18 protein-coding genes are annotated in these 19,522 nt (G+C 72.6%); 9 read left to right on the plus strand and 9 right to left on the minus strand.

The annotated features are described in order from the left end of the window. The first annotated feature begins 1 nt into the window (after position 1). The 4 genes from FLL47_RS27415 (at position 2) to FLL47_RS43130 (ending at position 3,854) form a co-directional block, all read left to right on the plus strand. On the plus strand, positions 2-1,312 hold the full coding sequence (locus FLL47_RS27415) for an acyltransferase family protein (RefSeq protein WP_144123704.1): 1,311 nt from the start codon (positions 2-4) through the stop codon (positions 1,310-1,312). Positions 1,313-1,329: 17 nt separating this feature from the next. Continuing rightward, positions 1,330-2,232: an ABC transporter ATP-binding protein gene (locus FLL47_RS27420; protein ID WP_144123706.1), complete on the plus strand. Its 903-nt coding sequence runs from the start codon at positions 1,330-1,332 to the stop codon at positions 2,230-2,232. After that, a complete protein-coding gene (locus FLL47_RS27425) occupies positions 2,229-3,296 on the plus strand; it encodes an ABC transporter permease (protein WP_144123708.1) in 1,068 nt (355 codons plus the stop codon). Before FLL47_RS27420 ends, FLL47_RS27425 begins: the two co-directional genes overlap by 4 nt. Before the next feature lie 384 nt (positions 3,297-3,680). Beyond that, positions 3,681-3,854 (plus strand): hypothetical protein, encoded by a 174-nt coding sequence (locus tag FLL47_RS43130; protein ID WP_186315938.1) that lies wholly within the window; start codon positions 3,681-3,683, stop codon positions 3,852-3,854. A gap of 68 nt (positions 3,855-3,922) precedes the next feature. Here the strand turns inward: FLL47_RS43130 and FLL47_RS27430 are convergent, their stop codons facing one another. Next, entirely contained in the window at positions 3,923-4,573 is a 651-nt protein-coding gene (locus FLL47_RS27430; RefSeq protein ID WP_144123710.1) for a response regulator transcription factor, read from the minus strand. Further along, positions 4,537-6,552, minus strand: coding sequence for a sensor histidine kinase (locus tag FLL47_RS27435; protein ID WP_144123712.1), 2,016 nt, complete (start codon positions 6,550-6,552; stop codon positions 4,537-4,539). The genes FLL47_RS27430 and FLL47_RS27435 overlap by 37 nt, the downstream gene beginning before the upstream one ends. A 135-nt stretch (positions 6,553-6,687) precedes the next feature. Here FLL47_RS27435 and FLL47_RS27440 point away from each other — a divergent pair, with 135 nt between their 5' ends. Together FLL47_RS27440 and FLL47_RS27445 are read left to right on the plus strand one after the other, a co-directional pair. Continuing rightward, a complete protein-coding gene (locus FLL47_RS27440) occupies positions 6,688-7,422 on the plus strand; it encodes an ABC transporter ATP-binding protein (RefSeq protein ID WP_144123714.1) in 735 nt (244 codons plus the stop codon). A gap of 12 nt (positions 7,423-7,434) precedes the next feature. Continuing rightward, on the plus strand, positions 7,435-8,178 hold the full coding sequence (locus tag FLL47_RS27445; RefSeq protein WP_144123716.1) for an ABC transporter permease: 744 nt from the start codon (positions 7,435-7,437) through the stop codon (positions 8,176-8,178). A gap of 239 nt (positions 8,179-8,417) precedes the next feature. On the opposite strand, the gene FLL47_RS27450 is transcribed toward FLL47_RS27445, so the two are convergent. From FLL47_RS27450 to FLL47_RS27470, 5 genes are all read right to left on the minus strand, one after another. After that, entirely contained in the window at positions 8,418-8,663 is a 246-nt protein-coding gene (locus FLL47_RS27450) for a DUF6458 family protein (RefSeq protein ID WP_144123718.1), read from the minus strand. 39 nt (positions 8,664-8,702) lie between these two features. After that, a complete protein-coding gene (locus tag FLL47_RS44815) occupies positions 8,703-10,124 on the minus strand; it encodes a cation diffusion facilitator family transporter (RefSeq protein ID WP_144123720.1) in 1,422 nt (473 codons plus the stop codon). 83 nt (positions 10,125-10,207) lie between these two features. Beyond that, a complete protein-coding gene (locus tag FLL47_RS27460; protein WP_222106218.1) occupies positions 10,208-11,047 on the minus strand; it encodes an alpha/beta hydrolase in 840 nt (279 codons plus the stop codon). A gap of 153 nt (positions 11,048-11,200) precedes the next feature. Continuing rightward, the gene (locus tag FLL47_RS27465) at positions 11,201-11,884 is read right to left on the minus strand and encodes a LysE family translocator (RefSeq protein ID WP_144123722.1); all 684 of its coding nucleotides are present in this window, start codon (positions 11,882-11,884) and stop codon (positions 11,201-11,203) included. Between the two features lie 45 nt (positions 11,885-11,929). Continuing rightward, complete coding sequence (locus tag FLL47_RS27470) at positions 11,930-13,144, minus strand: FAD-dependent monooxygenase (protein WP_144123724.1); 1,215 nt, start codon at positions 13,142-13,144, stop codon at positions 11,930-11,932. Between the two features lie 84 nt (positions 13,145-13,228). On the opposite strand from FLL47_RS27470, the gene FLL47_RS27475 reads away from it, so the two are divergent. Next, a complete protein-coding gene (locus tag FLL47_RS27475; protein ID WP_144124031.1) occupies positions 13,229-13,915 on the plus strand; it encodes a TetR/AcrR family transcriptional regulator in 687 nt (228 codons plus the stop codon). A gap of 256 nt (positions 13,916-14,171) precedes the next feature. Further along, the gene (locus FLL47_RS27485; protein ID WP_144123726.1) at positions 14,172-14,972 is read left to right on the plus strand and encodes a metallophosphoesterase family protein; all 801 of its coding nucleotides are present in this window, start codon (positions 14,172-14,174) and stop codon (positions 14,970-14,972) included. A 30-nt stretch (positions 14,973-15,002) separates the two neighbouring features. Here FLL47_RS27485 and FLL47_RS27490 read toward each other — a convergent pair whose 3' ends face one another. Further along, positions 15,003-16,235, minus strand: coding sequence for a hypothetical protein (locus FLL47_RS27490; protein WP_144123728.1), 1,233 nt, complete (start codon positions 16,233-16,235; stop codon positions 15,003-15,005). Positions 16,236-16,409: 174 nt separating this feature from the next. Here FLL47_RS27490 and FLL47_RS27495 point away from each other — a divergent pair, with 174 nt between their 5' ends. After that, on the plus strand, positions 16,410-18,203 hold the full coding sequence (locus FLL47_RS27495; RefSeq protein ID WP_144123730.1) for a glycoside hydrolase family 15 protein: 1,794 nt from the start codon (positions 16,410-16,412) through the stop codon (positions 18,201-18,203). Between the two features lie 47 nt (positions 18,204-18,250). Here the strand turns inward: FLL47_RS27495 and FLL47_RS27500 are convergent, their stop codons facing one another. Further along, positions 18,251-19,516: a vanadium-dependent haloperoxidase gene (locus FLL47_RS27500; RefSeq protein ID WP_144123732.1), complete on the minus strand. Its 1,266-nt coding sequence runs from the start codon at positions 19,514-19,516 to the stop codon at positions 18,251-18,253. Positions 19,517-19,522 lie beyond the last annotated feature (6 nt).

The following is a 19,522-nucleotide window of genomic DNA, read 5'->3' on the forward strand; positions in this document are numbered from 1 at the left end:
CATGGGCGACGGGCAGGACACCACGGCCCCGGCGGGGGCGGCTGTGCAGCGGCGGCCGGAGCTGGACGCGATACGCACGCTGGTGGTCGTCGGGTTGGTCTTCTTCCACTCCGCGCTGGTGTTCGACGCCCGCGACGACTACTACGTCAAGAACGCCGACACCACCGAGGTCACCACGATCCTGTCCGGGCTGGCCGTGGTGTGGGCCATGCCCGCGCTGTTCCTCATCGCCGGGTTCGGCGCGCGCCACTCGCTGCGTCGGCGCGGACCGGGCAGGTTCGCGGCGGAACGGCTGCGGCGGCTGGGAGTGCCGCTGCTGTTCGCGCTCGTCGCGCTGCTGCCGGTGCCGCAGTGGCTGCGGCTGAAGGCCGCCGACCCGGGCTACCACGAGTCCTACTGGCGGTTCCTGCCGCGCTTCTTCGACGTGCGGTTCGAGCCGGGCGAGTTCCCGTTCGTGCTGCAGGGCGAGCACTTCGAGACCGGGCACCTGTGGTTCGTGGTGCTGCTGCTGGCCTGGGCGCTGCTGCTGGCCGGCGCGGCCCGGGTGCTGCCCGCCGACCGGATGCGGCGGCTACGCGACCGGCTGGCCGCCTCCATCGGCCATCGCGGCATGGTGCTGCTGCTGCCCGCGCTGCCGCTGGCGCTGATCAGTGCCCTGGACGGCATGGAGGAAGGGCTCGCCGGCTGGAGCCGCTGGGCCTACCTGCTGTTCTTCGCATACGGCTTCGTCCTCGCCACCGACGAGCGGTTCCGCGACGCGATGCGCCGCGACGCGGTGCTCGCGGCCGTCGCCGGAGTCGTGCTGATGGCGGTCGGCATGCCGCTGTTCTTCATGATCAGCCAGGGCGGCGGCGACCCGTTCACCGACCTGACCCGCCCGGCCCTGACCATGCGGGCGCTCTACGGCATGACCGGCTGGTGCTGGGTGGTCGCCATCCTCGGCCTGCTCGACCGGCGACAGGTCGCCCGGCGGGAACGGCGCCCGGCAGCAGGAGCGGTCGCCGCGCCGACGCACGCTGAGGCGGGCGACGGGCAGCCGGATCTCACCCGGCGCAGCTACCTGTACCTGGCGCTCGGCGCGCTGCCGGTGTATGTGCTGCACCAGCCGATCGTGGTCGCGGTCGCCTACGGCGTCGTGTCCTGGCAGGCCCCGATCGCGGTCAAGTACGCAGCCCTGGTCGCGATCGCGATCGTGCTGACCGTCGCCGCCTACGACCTGCTGGTGCGGCGGACGCGGATCACCCGATTCCTGTTCGGCATGCGCGAACCAGCCGCGGTGCGTCCGAACACGACAGATCGCCCTGGCGAGTGAGGAGTACCGTGCACGACATGTCACCGACGATCAAGGTCGAGGAGCTGCGCAAAGCCTACGGCGAGCTGCGCGCCGTCGACGGCGTCTCCTTCGACGTGCAGACCGGGGAGTTCTTCGGCATCCTCGGGCCCAACGGCGCGGGCAAGACCACCACCCTGGAGATGATGGAAGGGCTGCGCAAGCCCGACTCGGGCAGCGTCACCCTGTTCGGCGAGAGCCCCTGGCCGCGCAACCCGCGCCTGCTCCCCCGCATCGGCGTGCAGCTGCAGGCCAGCGCATTCTTCGAGCGGCTCACCGCGCGTGAGCAGATCCGCACCTTCGCCTCGCTCTACGGCGTCAGCGCCCGCAAGGCCGACGAATGGCTGGCCGTGGTCGGCCTGGAGGACATGGCGGGCAAGCGCAACGAGGACCTGTCCGGCGGCCAGCAGCAGCGCCTGTCCATCGCCTGCGCCCTCGCGCACGGGCCGGACCTGGTGTTCCTCGACGAGCCGACGTCGGGCCTGGACCCGCAGGCCCGCCGCAACCTGTGGGACGTGCTGCGCGACATCAGCGCGCAGGGCCGCACCGTGGTGCTGACCACGCACTACCTCGACGAGGCCGAGTCGCTGTGCGACCGGGTCGCCATCATGGACCACGGGCGCATCCTCGAGTCCGGGCCGCCCGCGACGCTGGTGCGCGACCTCGACGCGCCCACCCGGATCTCGGTGGAGACCGGCACGATCACCGCCGAGGCGGCGCGCGGGCTCGCCGACGGGCTGGAGGTGAGCGACGACGGGGTCTCGCTGACCATCGCGACGCGTACCCCCGCGCCCGTGCTCTCGGCGCTGGCCGAGCGGGACGCGCTGCGCGGCCTGTCCGTGCGCGGCGCGACCCTGGAAGACGTCTTCCTGCACCTCACCGGACGGGAGTACCGCGCGTGACCAGCTTCGTCAGCCTCTCCTCGGCGATGGCCCGCGGCTTCTTCCGCGACCGCACCGCCCTGTTCTTCACGATCCTGTTCCCGCTGATGTTCCTGGTGCTGTTCGGCGGCCTGTTCAAGGACGCGGGCGCGTCCAAGACCGACATCCTGCAGATCGGCGCGGTGCCGGTCGTCGACCAGCTGCCCGCCGAGGCCGCCGCCGGGCTCGACCAGGTGCTCGCGGTGACCCGCACGTCCGACCGCGCCGCCGCGCTGGAGGAGGTGCGCAAGGGTGACAAGGCCGCCGCGATCGAGCAGGTCGGCGGCGAGCTGATCGTGCACTACTCCGCCGCGGACGCGGTCAAGTCGGCCACCGTACGCGGCATCGTGGAGTCCCTCGTCCAGCAGGCGAACCTCGCCGCCGCGGGTGTCACGACGCCCGCGGTCACCATGCGCACCCAGCCCGTCGAGGACCAGTCGCTCAAGGCGATCCAGTACATGACGCCGGGCCTGCTGGGCTGGGCGATCGCCACCGGCGCGACGTTCGGCGCGGCGCTGACCCTGGTCACCTGGCGGCAGAAGAAGATCCTGCGCCGCCTGCGGCTGTCCCCCGTGCCGATCGCCTCGATCATCGGCGCGCGGGTGGCGGTGAGCATCGCGATCGCGGGCGCGCAGTGCGCCATGTTCATCGGCGTGGCCCTGCTGCCCTACTTCGGCCTGCAGCTGTCCGACCAGTGGTGGGCCTTCATCCCCGTCATGATCGCCGGCACCCTGGCCTTCCTGTCCATCGGCCTGGTCGCCGGTGCCGCGTCCAAGACCCCCGAGGCCGCCAGCGCCATCGCCAACCTCATCACCCTGCCCATGGCGTTCCTGTCCGGCGCATTCTTCCCCCTCGACGGCGCCCCGGAGTGGCTGCAGAATCTCTCCGAGTTCTTCCCCCTCAAGCATCTCGTCTCCTCGATGCAGGACGTCATGGTCCGCGGCGAGAGCTTTGCCGTCACCCTGCCGGACATCGGCATCCTGCTCGGATTCACCCTCGTCCTCGCGGCGGTCGCCGCCTTCCTCTTCCGCTGGGACGACGCCTGACCAAGAGCAAAGGAAGGGCACCTTCTCATCGCAATACGTAGCAGAAGGTGCCCTTCTTAACTCACCGCGGGTGGCCGGGCCTATCGATGCCGGGCCTGTTCCGCCGGTGGCAGACCATGCTGACCGCCCCCCATCGGGTACAGGACCGGGTGACGAGCGGCCGGACCGTGCCGGCTCGGTGAATTCGGGCAGAGGCCGGCCGCCGTTCAGGGAACGTCCCCGCGTGCTTCACCCACCGACGCCACCGTGTAGCAGTCCTGTCCGCGCAGGTCCGAACACGTGATGCGACCCCGAACCGGGGACGATCCGGCATACGGGCCAGCGGACACGGCGCGCTGCACGCCTCGGTGTGCAGCCGTCGCGCTCGTCGTCCCAGGAGGTCCGGTGGGTACGTTTCTCGTGGTGGGAGCTGCTGCCGCGGTGGTGTTGCCGGTGATCGTCCTGGTCATCGGCGCCCGGCACATGCCCGAGGGAAAGAGCTTGGCTCCGGATCACCCCGACCACCTGGATCACCTTCCGCAGCCGGACGTCGCCTGGTGTGCGGCCTGCGGCGGGTGACGCGCCCCGGCTGCGGGAACCGGCAGCCCGCGAGCCGAGCGGACGCCTGAACCGGAACGAGGTTCAGGTCAGGCCGCGACGTTCAGGTATGCCAGCACCGCCAGCACCCGCCGGTTGTCGTCATCGGACGGCGCGAGGTCGAGCTTGCCGAAGATGCTGGCCGTGTGCTTGCCGACCGCGCTCTCCGACAGGAACAGCCGCTGCCCGATCGCCGCGTTCGAGCGCCCTTCCGCCATCAGCTCCAGCACCTCCCGCTCCCGCGGCGTGAGCCTGGCCAGCGGCACGTTGCGCGCCGGCTGCTGCAGCAGCTTCGCGATGACCTCCGGATCCATCGCGGTGCCGCCCCCGGCGACCCGGCGCACCGCGTCGAGGAACTGGTCGGCGTTGAACACCCGGTCCTTGAGCAGGTACCCGATTCCGCCGGTGCCGTCGGCCAGCAGTTCGCGGGCGTACAGCTGCTCGACGTGCTGGGACAGCACCAGCACCGGCAGCCCCGGCACCTGGCGCCGGGCCGTCAGCGCCGCCTGCAGGCCCTCGTCGGTGTTCGTGGGCGGCAGCCGCACGTCGACGACGGCCACGTCCGGCCGGTGCGCCAGCAGGGCGTCGAGCAGGTCGGGGCCGGTCTCCACGGCGGCCACGACAGTGCAGTCGTGCGCCTCCAGCAGGCGGACCAGCCCTTCCCTCAGGAGGTAGAGGTCCTCGGCGAGGACAACGCGCACGGTATCTCCAGGGTGAGCACGGTGGGGCCGCCCAGCGGACTGTGCAGGGCGACGGTTCCGTCGAATGTAGCGAGTCGCCGACGGAGCCCGTGCAGCCCACCGCCGTGCGCCGGTTCGGCCCCGCCGCGGCCGTCGTCGGTGACGGTGACCCGCAGCAGGCCACCGGTGTGCCGGATGTCCACGCCGACACGGCTGGCCTGCGCGTGCCGTGCGGCGTTGGTCAGCGCCTCGGCGACGGCGAAGTACGCGGCCGTGGCGACCGGCGCGGGCGGCTGCCCGGCCAGCTCGGCGCGCACCTCGACCGGCAGTGCGGAGTCCAGTGCCAGCGCGCGCACCGCGTCGGCGAGACCGCGTTCGGCGAGCACCGGCGGGTGGATGCCGCGAACCAGGTCACGCAGCTCGGCCAGGGCTGCAGCCGAGGTTTCCCGGGCCTGTGCCAGCAGCACGCGGGCGGCGGCCGGGTCGCGGTCCATCAGCTGCTCGACGGTGCCCAGGCTCAGCCCGACCGCGACCAGCCGGGCCTGCGCGCCGTCGTGCAGGTCGCGCTCGATGCGGCGCAGTTCGGCGCTCTGCGCGTCGACGGCCTCGGCCCTGGTCTGGGCCAGGTGCTCGACCCGCTGGGTGAGCCGGGCGGAGCGGCTCGGCGCGAGCAGCAGCCGCGCCGAGCCGGTGATCAGCCGCAGCACGGGGCCGGCCAGCAGCACGCCGAGCAGGCCGAGGGCGAGTCCGATCGGGATGGACAGCCAGCCGGGCACCCCGTTGAGGGCGGGCATGCCCAGGGTCATCAGCTGCCAGACGTACCAGGGGCTGATCCACACATCGGTGATCAGGCCGAACGGCACGGCCCACAGCGGCCAGAACAGCGCCTGCCAGAACAACCCGAAGTAGCCCGCGCCGATCAGCACGCCGGGGACCACGGCGACCATTGCCACCAGCGGCGCGGTCGCCATCCAGGCCAGGTCGCGCCAGGTGGCCGGGTCGCCCAGGATCCACGGGAAGAAGCCTGCGCGGTGGGCTCCGTCGCGGGTGGCGTAGAGGGTGCGGCCGACCCGGTAGCGGCCGTCGGGGCCGGGCTCCGGTACGGCCTCCCGCTGCCGGTACGGCTCGGGCATCGGCTCGCCGCCGCCCCATTTCACGCACAGCCGCCGGTATTGGTTGAGCATCGGCCGGATCGCGTACGCCAGCCAGGCGATGCCGAACCCGCCGCTGAGCAAGGTCAGCAGCACCGTCAGCAGGAACACGGCGAACCCGGTCAGCGAAAGCCCGAGCAGCAGCGCCGCCTTCCACGTGTCATGGCCGCCCTTACGCAGCCAGGCCCCGATCCCGGAGGACTGCCACCAGGTGAGGCCCGGGTGCCCGAGCCAGGTCCGCACCCAGCGGCCGTGGGCACGTAGCAGCGCGGGTCCGGCGAGCACCCCGGTGACGACCGCGGCCACGCCTGCCGCGAGCACGGCCCAACCGGGCATGGTCAGGACCGGCCAGGCCACCAGGTCGATCAGCCCGGCGTCGTCCAGCGCCCGGCGTCCCGGGCCGGTCACACCCAGGGCCAGCAGCACACCCGCCACGACGAGGGCCGGCGAGAGCAGCGCGATGAGGCCGCCGATCGGGGCGAGCAGCACCAGCCACATCCAGTCCCGGGCCGTCGCGGGGTCGTCGCTCAGCCACTGCATGCGCAGGAAGAAGGCGGGGTAGTGCGGGGTCTTGAACAGCTGGCCGTCGTGCTCGTACCAGCCGTCGGGGCGGCGCAGCGGCGCGGGCACGGGACCTTCGCGGTACGGCGGTTCGATCACCACGCCGCTCCAGGTGTGGGCCAGCCACCGCGACAGCGCGGTCAGCCGGCGCACCAGCTGCAGCACGTGCGGGTAGGTGACGACCGCGCCGATCGCCATCATCAGCGGCAGCGAGGCGACGAATCCGAAGACCGCGAGCAGCGCGAGGGCGACGCAGCGCAGCGGGGCGAGGGCGTACGACCGGAACATGCGACACATCGTCGCCGATCGGCCGTGGTCATGGCACTGCGCGTGAGCCCCGGAACGGGGTGGGGTTTGCTACACCCCCGGGTCGGCGCGCAGCCGCATACCGGCGTTCGCACCGTGCCCCTACTGTCTGTCGGCATGACAGTCATCGAAGTCAACGGGCTCACCAAGCGGTACGGCGACCGCACGGTCGTCGACGGCGTCTCCTTCACCGTCGCCGAGGGCGAGATCTTCGGCATCCTCGGCGAGAACGGCGCCGGCAAGACCACCACGGTCGAGTGCATCTCCGGTCTGCGCACCCCCGACTCCGGCACCATCAGCGTGCTCGGCATGGACGCCCACACCGACCGGGAGCAGCTGCGCCGCCTCATCGGGGTGCAGCTGCAGGAGAGCCAGTTGCAGGACCGGCTGCGCGTCGGCGAGGCCATGCAGCTGTATGCCTCCTTCTATCCCGACCCCGCCGACTGGCGTGAGCTGGTCGCCGCGGTCGGCTTGAACGAGCAGGTCAGGATGCCGTACGCGAAGCTGTCCGGCGGGCAGAAGCAGCGCCTGTCGATCGCGCTCGCCCTGATCGGCAACCCGCGCGTGGCGATCCTGGATGAGCTCACCACCGGCCTGGACCCGCGGGCGCGGCGCGAGACGTGGAAACTGATCCGCCAGATCCGTGACCGCGGGGTGACCGTCCTGCTGGTCACGCACTTCATGGACGAGGCCGAGCGGCTGTGCGACCGGCTCGCCGTGCTCGACGGCGGCCGCATCGTCGCGCTGGACACCCCTGCGGCGCTGATCGCGGGTGTCGGCGACGTCGACGGCTACCGCGCAAACCTCGAGGACGCGTTCCTCGCCCTGACCGGCTCCGACCGCGACAACTGAAAAGGAGCAACCATGTCCGCCCTGACCCGACTGGCCGGCAGCGAGGCCCGGCTGTTCCTGCGTGAGCCGGTGGGCGCGTTCTTCGCGCTGGCCTTCCCGGCCGTGCTCGTGATCGTGCTCGGCAACGCCATCCCCGCGTTCAGCGAGCCCTCGCCCGACTTCGGCGGCGAGCGCCCCATCAACCTGTACCTGCCCGTGGTGCTGGCCCTGGCCATCGGCACGGTGACCATGACCAGCCTGCTCGGCGTGCTCGCCCAGTACCGCGAGCGGGGCGTGCTCAAGCGACTGGCGACCACGCCGGTCAAGCCGTCGGCATTGATCGGCGCGCAACTGGCCGTGAACGCGGGCGCGCTGCTCACGGGCGCGGCGCTGATGCTGGTGATGGCGGCCATCGCCTTCGGCAGCAGCGGCCCGGAGAACTGGCCGGCGCTGCTCGTCGCGTTCCTGCTCGGCGGTGCCGCGATGACCGGGGTGGCCCTGTTCATCGCCGCGGTCGCCCCGAACGCCCGCGCCTCGGCGGGCATCGGCACCCTGGTGTACTTCCCGATGCTGTTCTTCGCCGGGGTGTGGACGCCGGGCGACATGATGCCGGACGGTGCGCAGCGCGTCGCCGACTTCACCCCGCTGGGCGCCGCGTCCCAGGCGATGCAGGCCGCATGGTCCGGTGACTGGCCGCAGCCCCTTCACCTGGCCGTCACCGCGGCATACACCCTGGTCACCTGCACTCTCGCCATCCGGCTCTTTCGCTGGCAGTGACCTCGATCCACCGGGCCGCAACGCTCCCCGCACCGGGTCGCGTTGCGGCCCTTCGGCGTACGGGCCGGAGGTCGCCGCGGCCGCCAGGGCGCGCCCCGGCGGCCGAGTCCGCGCGTGAACCGGGCTAGCGACCACGAGCCGGGCGTCCACCGGCGCTCGGTGGCATCGCCGCGTCGAGCCCCCGGCCGCACCCGCGGCCGAGGGCTCTCCACACGACGAGCAGCGTTCCACGATGCAGGTCAGAGTGTGCCGGGGGGCGTGGTGTCGCGGGTCTCCTCGATGACCCGATGCTCGGTGGGCGCGGTGGTCACCACGCTGCGCCGGCGGCTGCTCCAGATGGTGAGGGTCAGGACCATCCCGAGGACGCCGACGACCATCAGGATCCAGCCGACCACGTCCAGGTCCAGCCCGCTGATGCTCACATCCAGGGCGAACGTCAGGATCGCGCCCAACGCGATCAGGAATAGGCTCGCGCCGATACCCATGTCCAGCCTCCCTTTTGGCGACTATCGCCTCGGCAGCGGCTATACCCGGTCGTGCGCGCCACCAACCTCACGGTTTCCGGGATCGCGGTGATGGTTCAGCACCGCGTGCGGATCGGTGCGCACCCCGGCCGGATCGGCGTGCACCATGGCCGCCGTCAGCTTCGGCACCGCGTGCAGCAGCCGGTGCTCGCCGTCGACCGCGATCGCGTGCGCCCGGGCCACGGTCAGGTCGGCGTCGACGGACACCGCGCACTCCGCCCGCAGCCGGTGCCCGATCCAGCGCAGCCGCACCTCGCCCACGTCCTCCACACCCGGCGTCGCCCGCAGCGTCTGCTCGACCGCGTCGACCAGTTTCGGGTCCACCGCGTCCATCAGCCGCCGGTACACCTCCCGTGCGGCGTCCTTGAGCACCAGCAGGATCGCCACCGTGATGAGCAGGCCCACCACCGGGTCCGCCCACCACCAGCCCAGCGCCGCGCCACCTGCGCCGAGCAGCACCGCCAGCGAGGTGAAGCCGTCGGTGCGCGCGTGCAGCCCGTCCGCGACCAGCGCCGCCGAGCCGATGCGCCGCCCGACGACGATGCGGTAGCGGGCCACCAGCTCATTGCCCGCGAACCCGATCAGTGCCGCTGCGGCCACGTAGGGCAGGTGACGCACTTCCTGCGGGTTGAGCAGGCGGCGGAACGCCTCGTACCCGGCCAGCGCTGCCGACGCCGCGATGGTCAGCACGATGAAGATGCCGGCGAGATCCTCGGCCCGGCCGAAGCCGTACGTGTACGAGCGGGTCGGGCGGCGGCGGCCGAGTAGGAACGCCACGCCCAGCGGCACCGCGGTCAGCGCGTCGGCGACGTTGTGCAGGGTGTCGCCGAGCAGGGCGACCGAGTGGGAGAAGTACACGACGACGCCCTGCATGACCGCGGTGATGCCGAGCACGACCAGGGAGATCCACAGTGCGCGCAGGCCCTCGCGGGACGACTCCAGGGCGGAGTCCACCTTGTCGGCGGTGTCGTGCGAGTGCGGGCTGAACAGGTGGCCGACCTGATGTCTCAGCCGGGAGAACAGACCCGCGTCCGCATGGTCGTGCGCGTGGTCATGGTCGTGCTCGTGGTCATGGTCATGGTCATGGTCGTGCTCGTGGTCATGGCCGCCCGCATGGTCGTGTCCGTGCGGGCCGCGGTCGTGGGCGTCGTGGCCGTGCCCGTCGCGGTCTGGCGCGTCGTGGCCGTGCCCGTCGCGGTCTGACGCGTCGTGGTCTGGCGCGTCGTGGTCGTGCACATCGGCGTCACGGTGCACGTCAGCGTGGTCATGGTCGGTTTCGTGTTGGTGGTCTGGCTCGTCAGCACCGCGCGGGCCGTGGTCGTGCGGGTGGCGCTCGACCGCGCCGGTGTCGTGGCCGTGCGCATGGTGCGGGTGGTCGTGCTCGGCGTGGCCGCGGCGGCCGTGGCGGTGATCGTCACTCATGGCGTGCCTCCCGCGCCCACTAAAGCAGAAGTCGATCGTGCGCGCTCCTCAGCACGCCGTCAGACCGCACCCGCGCTCCCCGCTCAGGACTCGCCCTCGATCCGGTCGGCGAGCCGGTCGACCGCGGCCATCACCTCGTCGCCTTCGAACAGCACCGCGTCGTTGTGATCCGCGCCCTCGACCGGCGTGATCTCGACCGCACCGGCCGCCGCCTTCGCCACCGCGAGGCTCTGCTCCGCGGGCACGATCGAGTCCTCGGTGCCGTACACCACCGCGGTCGGCACCGTGATCCCCGCGATCTGCTCGGCCACCGGGAACCGGTCGCGCAGCATGAGGCGCACCGGCAGGAACGGGTAGTGCTCCGCGGCGGTCGCGGCCAGGTCCGTGAACGGCGAGCGCAGCAGCAGCCCGGCGGGTGGGTGCTCGACGGCCAGGCCGGTGACGACGGCGCAGCCCAGGCTCTCTCCGAAGTAGATGATCCGATCCGGGCGCACCTTCGCCTCGTCCACGAGGTGGCGATACGCGGCCCGGACGTCCAGCGCGAGCCCGGCCTCGCTCGGACTGCCCGGGTTGCCGCCGTACCCCCGGTAGTCGAGTAGCAGCACGGTGAACCCGCGGGCCGAAAGCGCCCGCGCGACCGGGGCCCGGCCGCCACGGTTGCCCGCATTGCCACCCGCGACCAGCACCGTCATGTCGCGGCTCGGGCCGGTCGGCGGCACCAGCCAGGCGGTCAGCGCCAGTCCGTCTGCGGTCCGCAGGGTGACGTCGCGCGCCCCCGCGATCGTCTGGGCGGCCGGGCCGGGGTGCGCGGTGTCGGGCAGAAAGATCAGCCGACGCTGCAGCAGCCACAACGCGGTCACCAGCACCGCGATGACCAGCAGCACGATCAGCGCCGGGCGCACCAGCGACGAGGCCTTCAGCACCGTTCCATTCTCACCCGGCGGCCACTGCCGCGTGACGGCCGCCCCGTGCCGACCGGGCCTGCCACGCCATGCCCCTTATCGCAGCAGGCGGCGCATTCCGCGTTAAGAAGGTGCCCTTCCTCTACGAATAGCGATGGGAAGGTGCCCTTCCTTTCAGCAGTCGGTGGTTAGGCGTAGGCCTAGGGTGAGGAGGAGGGTGCCGGCGAGGGCGTCGATGATGCGGCGGATGCGGGCGGGACCTGCGGTGTCGCCGGTCCACCAGCGGCGGGCCAGGCCGATGCCGCCGATCAGCAGGGCGAACCAGATCATCGCCTCGATGTCGTGGACCAGGGCCAGGAGGAGGCCCATGGGGAGTGCGGCGACGTCGTCGGGCAGGAACTGGGGCAGCATGGCCACGTAGAAGAGGCCGACCTTGGGGTTGAGCAGGTTGGTCAGGCACCCTGCGCCGAACGCCCGCCAGGTCGAGCCGGTCAGCGGCGACGACGTCGTGGCGGTGCGGCCGGGAGCGGGGACCGTGTCCTGGGCGGTGGGCCCGGCGCGGCGGGAGCGCCAGGCGTCACGCAGCATCAGCGTGCCGATGACGACCAGGTAGAGCCCGCCGACCGCGCGCATCACCGCGTATGCGGTGGTGCTGGCCAGCAGCAGGGCGGAGACGCCGGCGGCCGCGGCCGCGCCCCAGACCAGCGCGCCGGTGCAGATGCCCGCGGCGGTGGCGTAGGCGTGTCGGCGTCCCCGGGCCACCGCGACGCGCAGCACCAGCGCGGTGTCCACGCCCGGGATGATCGTGAGCACTCCGGCGACGAGCGCGAACGAGACAACAGCCGAGGTGACGGTCACGCGCCGCAGTCTCTCACGCGGCGCGGTCTGGCACGTGCCGCGGTCTCACCCCGCCGGATGCCCTCCCCTGGTGCCGTGCGGCTGCCCGTCGCGCAGGGCCGGGTAGTCCGGCAGGTCCAGCGCATTGGTGCGGTCGTCGGCCGCCTTCAGCAGCAGGTTCATGAAGTACGGGCGGTTGAGCAGGGCGTTGCGGGCGCGCGCCGTCCAGGCCCTGCGTGGTGCGAGGAACTTGCCGGTGTTCTCGCCGCCCTGCTGCCCGCGCCGGGCGTAGTCGCCGAGCAGCGCCTCGTAGCGTCCGAACGCGACGGTGTGGTCGCCGCCCGCGGCGGCCAGCTCGCCCGCCAGCACGTACGCGCCGACGATCGCGGTCCCGGCGCCCATGCCGCCGATCGTCGCCCCGCACGCGGCGTCGCCGAGCAGCGCGATCCGACCGTGCGACCACGGGGTGACGTCGACCCGGCAGATCGCGTCGAAGTAAAGGTCGGACGCCTGCGGCAGGGTGGCGAGCAGCCGCGACGCCTGCCAGCCCACGCCGTCGAGGGCGGCCGTGATGATCGCGCGCTGCCGATCGAGGTCGCGGCGCGGGTGGTCGATCGACGGCGAGGCGAACACGGCGAAGGCGTACGCCCGGTCGGGGTCGCGGTGGTCCCCGCCGACGCTGATCATGCGGCCGGGTTCGTTGTAGAGCAGGCTGCCGCGGCCCAGCCCGGAGAAGCCGGGCACCTCCCAGCTCGCCACGTGGTAGCCCTGGTGCGACACGTACCGCCCGTGCGGGCCGTAGGCCAGCCGACGCACCGTGGAGCGCACCCCGTCGGCTCCGATCACCAGGTCGAACGTGCGCGCCGGGCCATGGGCGAACGTCGCGTCGACGCCGTCCGGTGTCTGGGTCAGCGTGGTCACCGTGTCGCCGAAGACGTACTCGGCGTGCGGGCGGCTGTGCTCGTAGAGGACACGGGCCAGGTCGCCCCGTAACACTTCCACCTCTCCCCCGGCGAAGTCGCCCGGCAGTTCCATCAGCCGCCGGCCGTCCGCGTCGACGAAGCGCATCGGGCTGCCGCCGGTCTGCACCTCGCGCAGCGCATCGAGCACGCCCATGCGCTCCAGCACGGTCAGGTGCCCGCCGCGGAAGTCGACGGCGCTGCCGCCACGGCGTGGAGCCGCCGCGATCTCCACGACCGTCGGCCGGTAGCCCGCCCGGCCCAGCCAGTACGCCAGAGCCGGACCGGCGATGCCGGCTCCCGAGATGAGCACGCTGCGCATGACGCCCCCCTAATTGTGTCCACCGGACACTGTTTCAACTGTGTATGCTAGACACAGTTTTCGGAGGAGGGCAAGCCGGTGTCGATGGAGTTCCTCTGGGGCGCACGCGCCCAGCCCACCCGCGGGCCCAAGCCCTCGCTGACACTGCTCCAGATCACCGACGCGGCGATCACGGTCGCCGACGCCGAAGGCCTGGCCGCGGTCTCCATGCAGCGCGTCTCGGCCGAGCTCGGCTTCACCAAGATGTCGCTCTACCGGTATCTCCCCGGCAAGGGCGAGCTGGTCGCGCTCATGGTCGAGCGAGCGATCGGCGGGCCGCCCCCGCCGAACCCCGGTGACTGGCGCGCGGCGCTGCGCGAATGGGCGCACGGGCTGCTGACGCCATACCTGCGGCACCCCTGGGCGCTGGAGGCGACCGTGGGACCGCGTCCGCTGGGCCCGCACGAGCTGGGTTGGATGGAGTGCGCGCTGACCGCGCTGGCGGACACCGGGCTGTCCGGCGGCGAACGCCTCGACGCCATCGCGGTGCTGGCCGGGCACGTCCGCATGATGGCTCAGCAGGCGGCCGCGATGCACGATCCCGACGCGCAGTTCAGCGCCGGCGTCGTCGCCGTGCTGGCCGAGCACGGCGACCGCTTTCCGCTGCTGGCCGAGACGATGGCCGCGGTCGCCGCCGAGGGCGGCCAGGACCAGGCCTTCGAGTTCGGCTTGGACCGCATCCTCGACGGACTGCAGACCCTGATCGCGTCGAGGCGCAAGGCGCTGCGCTGACGCGTCCGCGCGCGAACCGCTGCCGTCAGGGCGGGTGCGGATCGAGCGGCGTACGCCGGGTCAGGCGAGCGACAGCGCCTCGATCATGCGGTCGCCTTGGGCTTCGAACTGCTCGTCGCCCACCCGGTAGGCCCGGGTTGCCGTGCCGATCGCCTCATCCGCCCAGCGTCGAGCAGCTTCACGAGCGGGTGCCGAGAACCACCGGTACGCTGAAATCAGGCTGCTCCGCCGGCCAGACGGCCGCTACCGTCAGGCGATGCGCGTGACCGGAACCGAGCTGACGACCGTGACCGGCCTGTCCTACCGGCAGGCCCGATCGGGCGGCGGCACCGAGTCGGCGCGGCTGCCCGTGCAGCGGCTGGCCGTGGAACGGGCGCCCGAAGGCTGCGACGCCGTCCTGGTCGCGGGTGACCTGCAGGGCGTCGCCCCGTCGCCGTACGGCGGCGCGGCCGTGCTGCTCGGTGTCGCGCTCGCCGACCACCTGGCCGGATGGGCACAGCAGGGACTCATGCCGCCACCGGAGCGGCTCGCCGTGGTGCTCGCCGGCGACCTCTACTCCGCTCCCACGGCCGACGTTCGCGGCGCGTCCGGTGACGTCGCCGACGTCTGGCTCGCCTTCGCCGCCGCCGGATGCCGGTTCGTCACCGGCGTACTGGGCAACCACGACGCGCTCCGGCCGTCCGATCTGGCCGGGCTCGACCCGGCCCCGGCCCTGCTCGACGGCGACGCGGTCGCATGCGGCGGGGTGCGCTTCGCCGGAGTGGGCGGCATCGTCGGCGATCCCGCCCGGCCGGGCCGCCGCGCCGAGGCCGACCAGCTCACCCGCCTCGACCGCGCCCTGGCCACCGCACCCGACCTGCTCGTCCTGCACGAGGGCCCCACCGGCCGACGGCCTGACCAGCGCGGCAACGCCGCACTCGGCGAGCGGATCCGCCGCGCCGCGCCGCCACTGACCGTCTGCGGCCACGTGCACTGGCCGGAGCCGCTGTCGACATTGGGCGACGGGCACGTGGTCAACGTGGACTCCCGCGCCGTCCTGCTGACCCCCGACCGGTGACGCGGCGACGCCGACGAGGCCACGGCGACGTCAGCGGACCGGGTCCGTCGTCCAACCGCCCTGGTCGGCAGGCTGGGCGATGGTGGACAGGTCGGTGGCGCCGAGCACCTGGATGCGGCGGTAGAGGCCGACCAGCCCGTCGCCGCCCACCAGCTGCGTCGTGGCCGCGTCGCTCGTGGTGACGGCTACATGTGGGCCGGGGTTGTCGTACACGGCGAGGCCGGTCGCTCCGGTCGGGAACTCCTGCTTGACGGCGTGGCGGCCGTCCACGGTCGCGTTGCTGTGGTCGCCGGTCCAGCCATACCCGGGGATGATCGCGTCGACCCGCACGGCGAGCGCGTCTTTCGGCGCCACGTTCTCGCCGCCGCAGTAAGGCCCTGCCGTGAACACCAGGCCGCTGCTCCACCCGGTCTTCGATCGCTCGGTCACCGACGCCACGGCCAGGCGCAGGCTCCGCGGGACGCCGCCGACCACCAGCGGGAAGCGCAGCGCCTCGACGCCGTAGCGCAGGTCTGCGGCGATGTCGGCCAGGGCGCGCAGGTTCGCGGCGGGATCCTCGCCCTCCCGGTCGACCAGGTCCTTGCCGACCGCCTCGGCCCACGCGCCGGGTGCGTACTCCCAGCGCATACGCCCGTCGACCGCCTTCACGGGCTTGCCGTGCACCGCCGGAACGGCCGGTGCCGCGGCGGCGGTAGGCGTGGACGCCATGCCGCGCATCGGCCGGACCAGGTTCGCGGTGGCCAGGCACTCGCGGTGTGGCGTGACGCCGCGGGGGAAGAAGGTCACCGCCACCTGCGCGCCGATGCTGCGCTCCGGCAGGCCGGCCTCGATGGTGTATCCGCCCTGGTCGCCCGCCTGGACCACGGTGGTCCGGGGCACCATGCCCGCCGGCAGCCGGCCGAAGCGGGCGAAGCGCACCAGCGGGTCGAAGGAGTCCGGGGCCTGCGCGGGCGGCGTCGCGGTGAACGCGATCGGGGCGACCGGCGCATCGGCCGCGGCGAGGTCGCCACCGGGCTGTGCGGCGGCCGCGGCGCCGGGCAACGCCGCCTCCGGGCCGGAGACGGCGCCGCCAACCCGCACCGCGCCCACCGTCACCCCGGCCACGACGAGCGCGGCGACGCCCGCGATCCCCCACCGGGCCGCGCTGCGGCGGCGCGACACGGGGGCAGCTGGTGCGGCGACGCCGCCCGGGGCGGGCAGGGCGTCCTGCTTCGGCAGGGCCTCCGGGCCTGGGGATGCGGTCGGCTCGGGCAGCTGGCTCATGGCGGTCTCCGTGGTCGAAGAGGGGCGGCGAGGCCGTTTGAGCACTCGCTCAAGAGGCAGGATAGTGCTCTTTGAGCGTTCGCTCAAGTCCATCTTGACCTGCGACGACAATGCGACAACCGCTGTCGGGATCGGAACCGTTACACCGGCGCGCACACGGGTAACGTCGTTGCCATGCCACTTCGCATCGAGGAATACGCGGTCATCGGCGACACCCAGACCGCGGCGCTAGTCGGCAACGACGGGTCGATCGACTGGCTCTGCCTGCCCAGGTTCGACTCCGGTGCGATCTTCGCGGCGCTGCTGGGCGACCCCGACCACGGCCGCTGGCAGATCGCCCCGGCGACCCCGGTGCGCGCGGTGCGGCGGCGCTACCGCGGCGACACGCTGGTGCTGGAGACGGAGTTCGACACCGACGAGGGCACCGTGCGGCTCGTCGACTTCATGCCGCCGCGCGGCGAGGCGGCCGACGTGGTGCGCATCGTCGAGGGCGTGCACGGCCGGGTGCCGATGCGCATGGACCTGCGACTGCGTTTCGACTACGGGCACGTGGTGCCGTGGGTGCGCCGCGTCGACACCGACACGGTCGCCATCGCCGGGCCGGACGCGGTATGGCTGCGCACCCCGGTCGCGCTGCACGGGGAGAACCTGGCCACGGTCGCCGACTTCAGCGTCGGCGCGGGCTTCCACGTGCCGTTCGTGCTGACCTGGCGCGAGTCGCACCTGCCCACCCCGCACCCGGTGGACCCGATCGTGGCCCTGGAGGGCACGGTCTCGTACTGGGAGGAGTGGATCGCCGGCTGCACCTACGAGGGGCCCTGGCGAGAGGCCGTGGTCCGCTCACTGCTCACCCTCAAGGCCCTGACCTACGGCCCGACCGGCGGCATCGTCGCCGCGGCGACCACCTCGCTGCCCGAGGAGCTCGGCGGGGTCCGCAACTGGGACTATCGCTACTGCTGGCTGCGCGACGCCACCATCACCCTGCAGTCGCTGATGTACGCCGGGTTCGTCGACGAGGCCCGGGCCTGGCGGGCCTGGCTGCTGCGGGCCATCGCGGGCGACCCGTCCCAGCTGCAGATCATGTACGGCGTGGCGGGCGAGCGCCTGCTCACCGAGCGCATCGCGGAGTGGCTGCCCGGCTACTGCGGAAAGCCCGTGCGCATCGGCAACGCCGCCTCCGAGCAGTTCCAGCTCGACGTGTACGGCGAGGTCATGGACGCGCTGCACCAGGCCCGCAAGGCCGGGCTGGAGTACGACCAGCACACCTGGGACCTGCAGCGGGCCCTGATGAGCTTCGTGTCCGAGAACTGGACCCGGCCCGACGACGGCATCTGGGAGGTGCGCGGCGGGGCGCAGCAGTTCACGCACTCCAAACTCATGGCATGGGTCGCCGCCGACCGCGCGGTCAAGGACGCGGAGCAGTTCGGCCAGTCCGGGCCGGTGGACCAATGGCGCGAACTGCGCGAGCAGATCCGGGCCGACATCCTCGACAAGGGCTACGACCCGCGCCGCGAGACGTTCACCCAGTTCTACGGGTCTGCGGAGCTGGACGCGTCGCTGCTGATGATGCCGCTGGTCGGCTTCCTGCCCGCCACCGACGAGCGGGTGCGCGGCACGGTCGCCGCGATCGAGCGCGAGCTGATGAAGGACGGCTTCGTGCAGCGCTACACCCAGCACCCCGGGTCCACGGTGGACGGCCTGCCGCCCGGTGAGGGCGCGTTCCTGGCCTGCACGTTCTGGCTGGCGCAGAACTACGCCCTGATGGGACGCGTCGACGAGGCCCGCGAGCTTTTCGAACGGCTGCTCGCCCTGCGCAACGACGTGGGACTGCTGGCGGAGGAGTACGACACCCACGCGCGCCGGCAGGTCGGCAACTTCCCGCAGGCGTTCAGCCACGTGCCGCTGATCGATACCGCGCGCCACCTCGCCATCGAGATGGGGCCGACGGAGAACCGGCCCCGCGAGTGACCCGGGTGTCCCTCATCCGGCCGTGACCGGATGAGGGACCCGGGGGGTCAGGACGCCTGGACCGGCTGGAAGTAGTGCTTGGCGCCGTAGAAGGCGACCTTCTTGCCGATGACCGCGCCGTGGTGGTCGGCGGTGCGGAAGTGGATGCCGGCCCACACCCGGGCGTCGATGATCTCCTTGCGGGCCTGGGAGAACCGGGTGAAGCTGCGGGTGGTGCCGGTGACGGCGTTGAAGCCGGAGAAGGCGACCTGGTCGGTGTCGAAGAAGTCGGTCAGCGCGTAGCTCCAGGCGGAGACGTTGCAGGAGTGCCCGGACGAGTGCTCGTACCAGGGCGGGGTGTCCAGCAGCGGGGTCCAGGTCGGGTCCGGCTCGGTGGCCGGGTTGCCGTCGTTCGCCGCCTCGTGGATCGCGGTGACCGGCCGCCAGGACTTCCAGTGCGCCTTGTCGTTGTGGCAGGCGATCACGGCGTCCGCGGTGGACAGGCCGACCTGCGCGAACAGCCGGGCGCTGTCGGCCGCGGACAGCCCGTGGCCGGTGGCCAGCGCGCGCAGCATCGCCTCCTGCGGCACCGCGGCCCACCAGCGGGCCGCATCGGTCTGGTCGGCGGTGCGGGTGGTGCTGGTACGCGAGCCGACCGACTTGACCTCGTTGAACTCCTCCGCGTACGCCGCGCTGGTCAGCGGGTTCGGGCCAGCCGAGCGCAGCGCCGCCACGTCGGGCACGAGGAACGGCTTCACATCGCCAGCCCAGGGTGCCGGGTCGATCGCGAACGCGGGCGGCGTGGGTCGCCACTGCCCCGGCTCGGTGCCGATCACCACGTCCGCCGGGCCACCGCGGCCGTCCCCGGTGCGTGCCTCGATCATCGCGGTCGCGGCCTGCTCGCCGTCGGTGATGCCGCCCAGCTTCGCGGGACCGTCGGGCACCGCCGCCAGCGCGGTGTCGTATTTGGCCTGCAGCGCCGCGGTCTGGGCCGGGAACAGGTGCTTCAGCATCCGGAAGGCGGCGGTGGCCGCGGCGGCGTCCACCGAGTCGCCCGGTTGCGCGCCGACCTGCACCAGGTACGGCCGGTGGGTGCGGGCGATGCCGTTGACCGCGTCGTATACGGCACCGTGCACCATGGCCCGGTTGATCAGGGCGACGTGCGGCACGAACGGGCCGGCGTTGCGGATCGTGTCCTCGGTGTGCTGGTTCCACACCACGACGGCGTTGGCCGCGGACACCGCGACCGCGGGCGCGCCGACGGGGACGAGGGCCGCACCTGCCGCGGCGAGGACGGTGAGGACAGCGCCGGAACGGCGGGCTCGGAGCCGCATGGACAC

The organism is Catellatospora sichuanensis, assembly GCF_007483665.1.
In the GTDB taxonomy this organism is placed as follows: Bacteria; Actinomycetota; Actinomycetes; order Mycobacteriales; family Micromonosporaceae; genus Catellatospora; species Catellatospora sichuanensis.

What these genes read in the sequence shown, in the direction of transcription:
- FLL47_RS27475 (WP_144124031.1), top strand. Translation starts at nt 13,229, where the DNA reads ATGGAGTTCCTCTGGGGCGCACGCGCCCAGCCCACCCGCGGGCCCAAG.
- FLL47_RS27485 (WP_144123726.1), top strand. Translation starts at nt 14,172, where the DNA reads ATGCGCGTGACCGGAACCGAGCTGACGACCGTGACCGGCCTGTCCTAC.
- FLL47_RS27500 (WP_144123732.1), bottom strand. Translation starts at nt 19,516, where the DNA reads ATGCGGCTCCGAGCCCGCCGTTCCGGCGCTGTCCTCACCGTCCTCGCC.
- FLL47_RS27435 (WP_144123712.1), bottom strand. Translation starts at nt 6,552, where the DNA reads ATGTTCCGGTCGTACGCCCTCGCCCCGCTGCGCTGCGTCGCCCTCGCG.
- FLL47_RS27440 (WP_144123714.1), top strand. Translation starts at nt 6,688, where the DNA reads ATGACAGTCATCGAAGTCAACGGGCTCACCAAGCGGTACGGCGACCGC.
- FLL47_RS27420 (WP_144123706.1), top strand. Translation starts at nt 1,330, where the DNA reads ATGTCACCGACGATCAAGGTCGAGGAGCTGCGCAAAGCCTACGGCGAG.
- FLL47_RS44815 (WP_144123720.1), bottom strand. Translation starts at nt 10,124, where the DNA reads ATGAGTGACGATCACCGCCACGGCCGCCGCGGCCACGCCGAGCACGAC.
- FLL47_RS27495 (WP_144123730.1), top strand. Translation starts at nt 16,410, where the DNA reads ATGCCACTTCGCATCGAGGAATACGCGGTCATCGGCGACACCCAGACC.
- FLL47_RS27470 (WP_144123724.1), bottom strand. Translation starts at nt 13,144, where the DNA reads ATGCGCAGCGTGCTCATCTCGGGAGCCGGCATCGCCGGTCCGGCTCTG.
- FLL47_RS27450 (WP_144123718.1), bottom strand. Translation starts at nt 8,663, where the DNA reads ATGGGTATCGGCGCGAGCCTATTCCTGATCGCGTTGGGCGCGATCCTG.
- FLL47_RS27445 (WP_144123716.1), top strand. Translation starts at nt 7,435, where the DNA reads ATGTCCGCCCTGACCCGACTGGCCGGCAGCGAGGCCCGGCTGTTCCTG.
- FLL47_RS27490 (WP_144123728.1), bottom strand. Translation starts at nt 16,235, where the DNA reads ATGAGCCAGCTGCCCGAGCCGACCGCATCCCCAGGCCCGGAGGCCCTG.
- FLL47_RS27415 (WP_144123704.1), top strand. Translation starts at nt 2, where the DNA reads ATGGGCGACGGGCAGGACACCACGGCCCCGGCGGGGGCGGCTGTGCAG.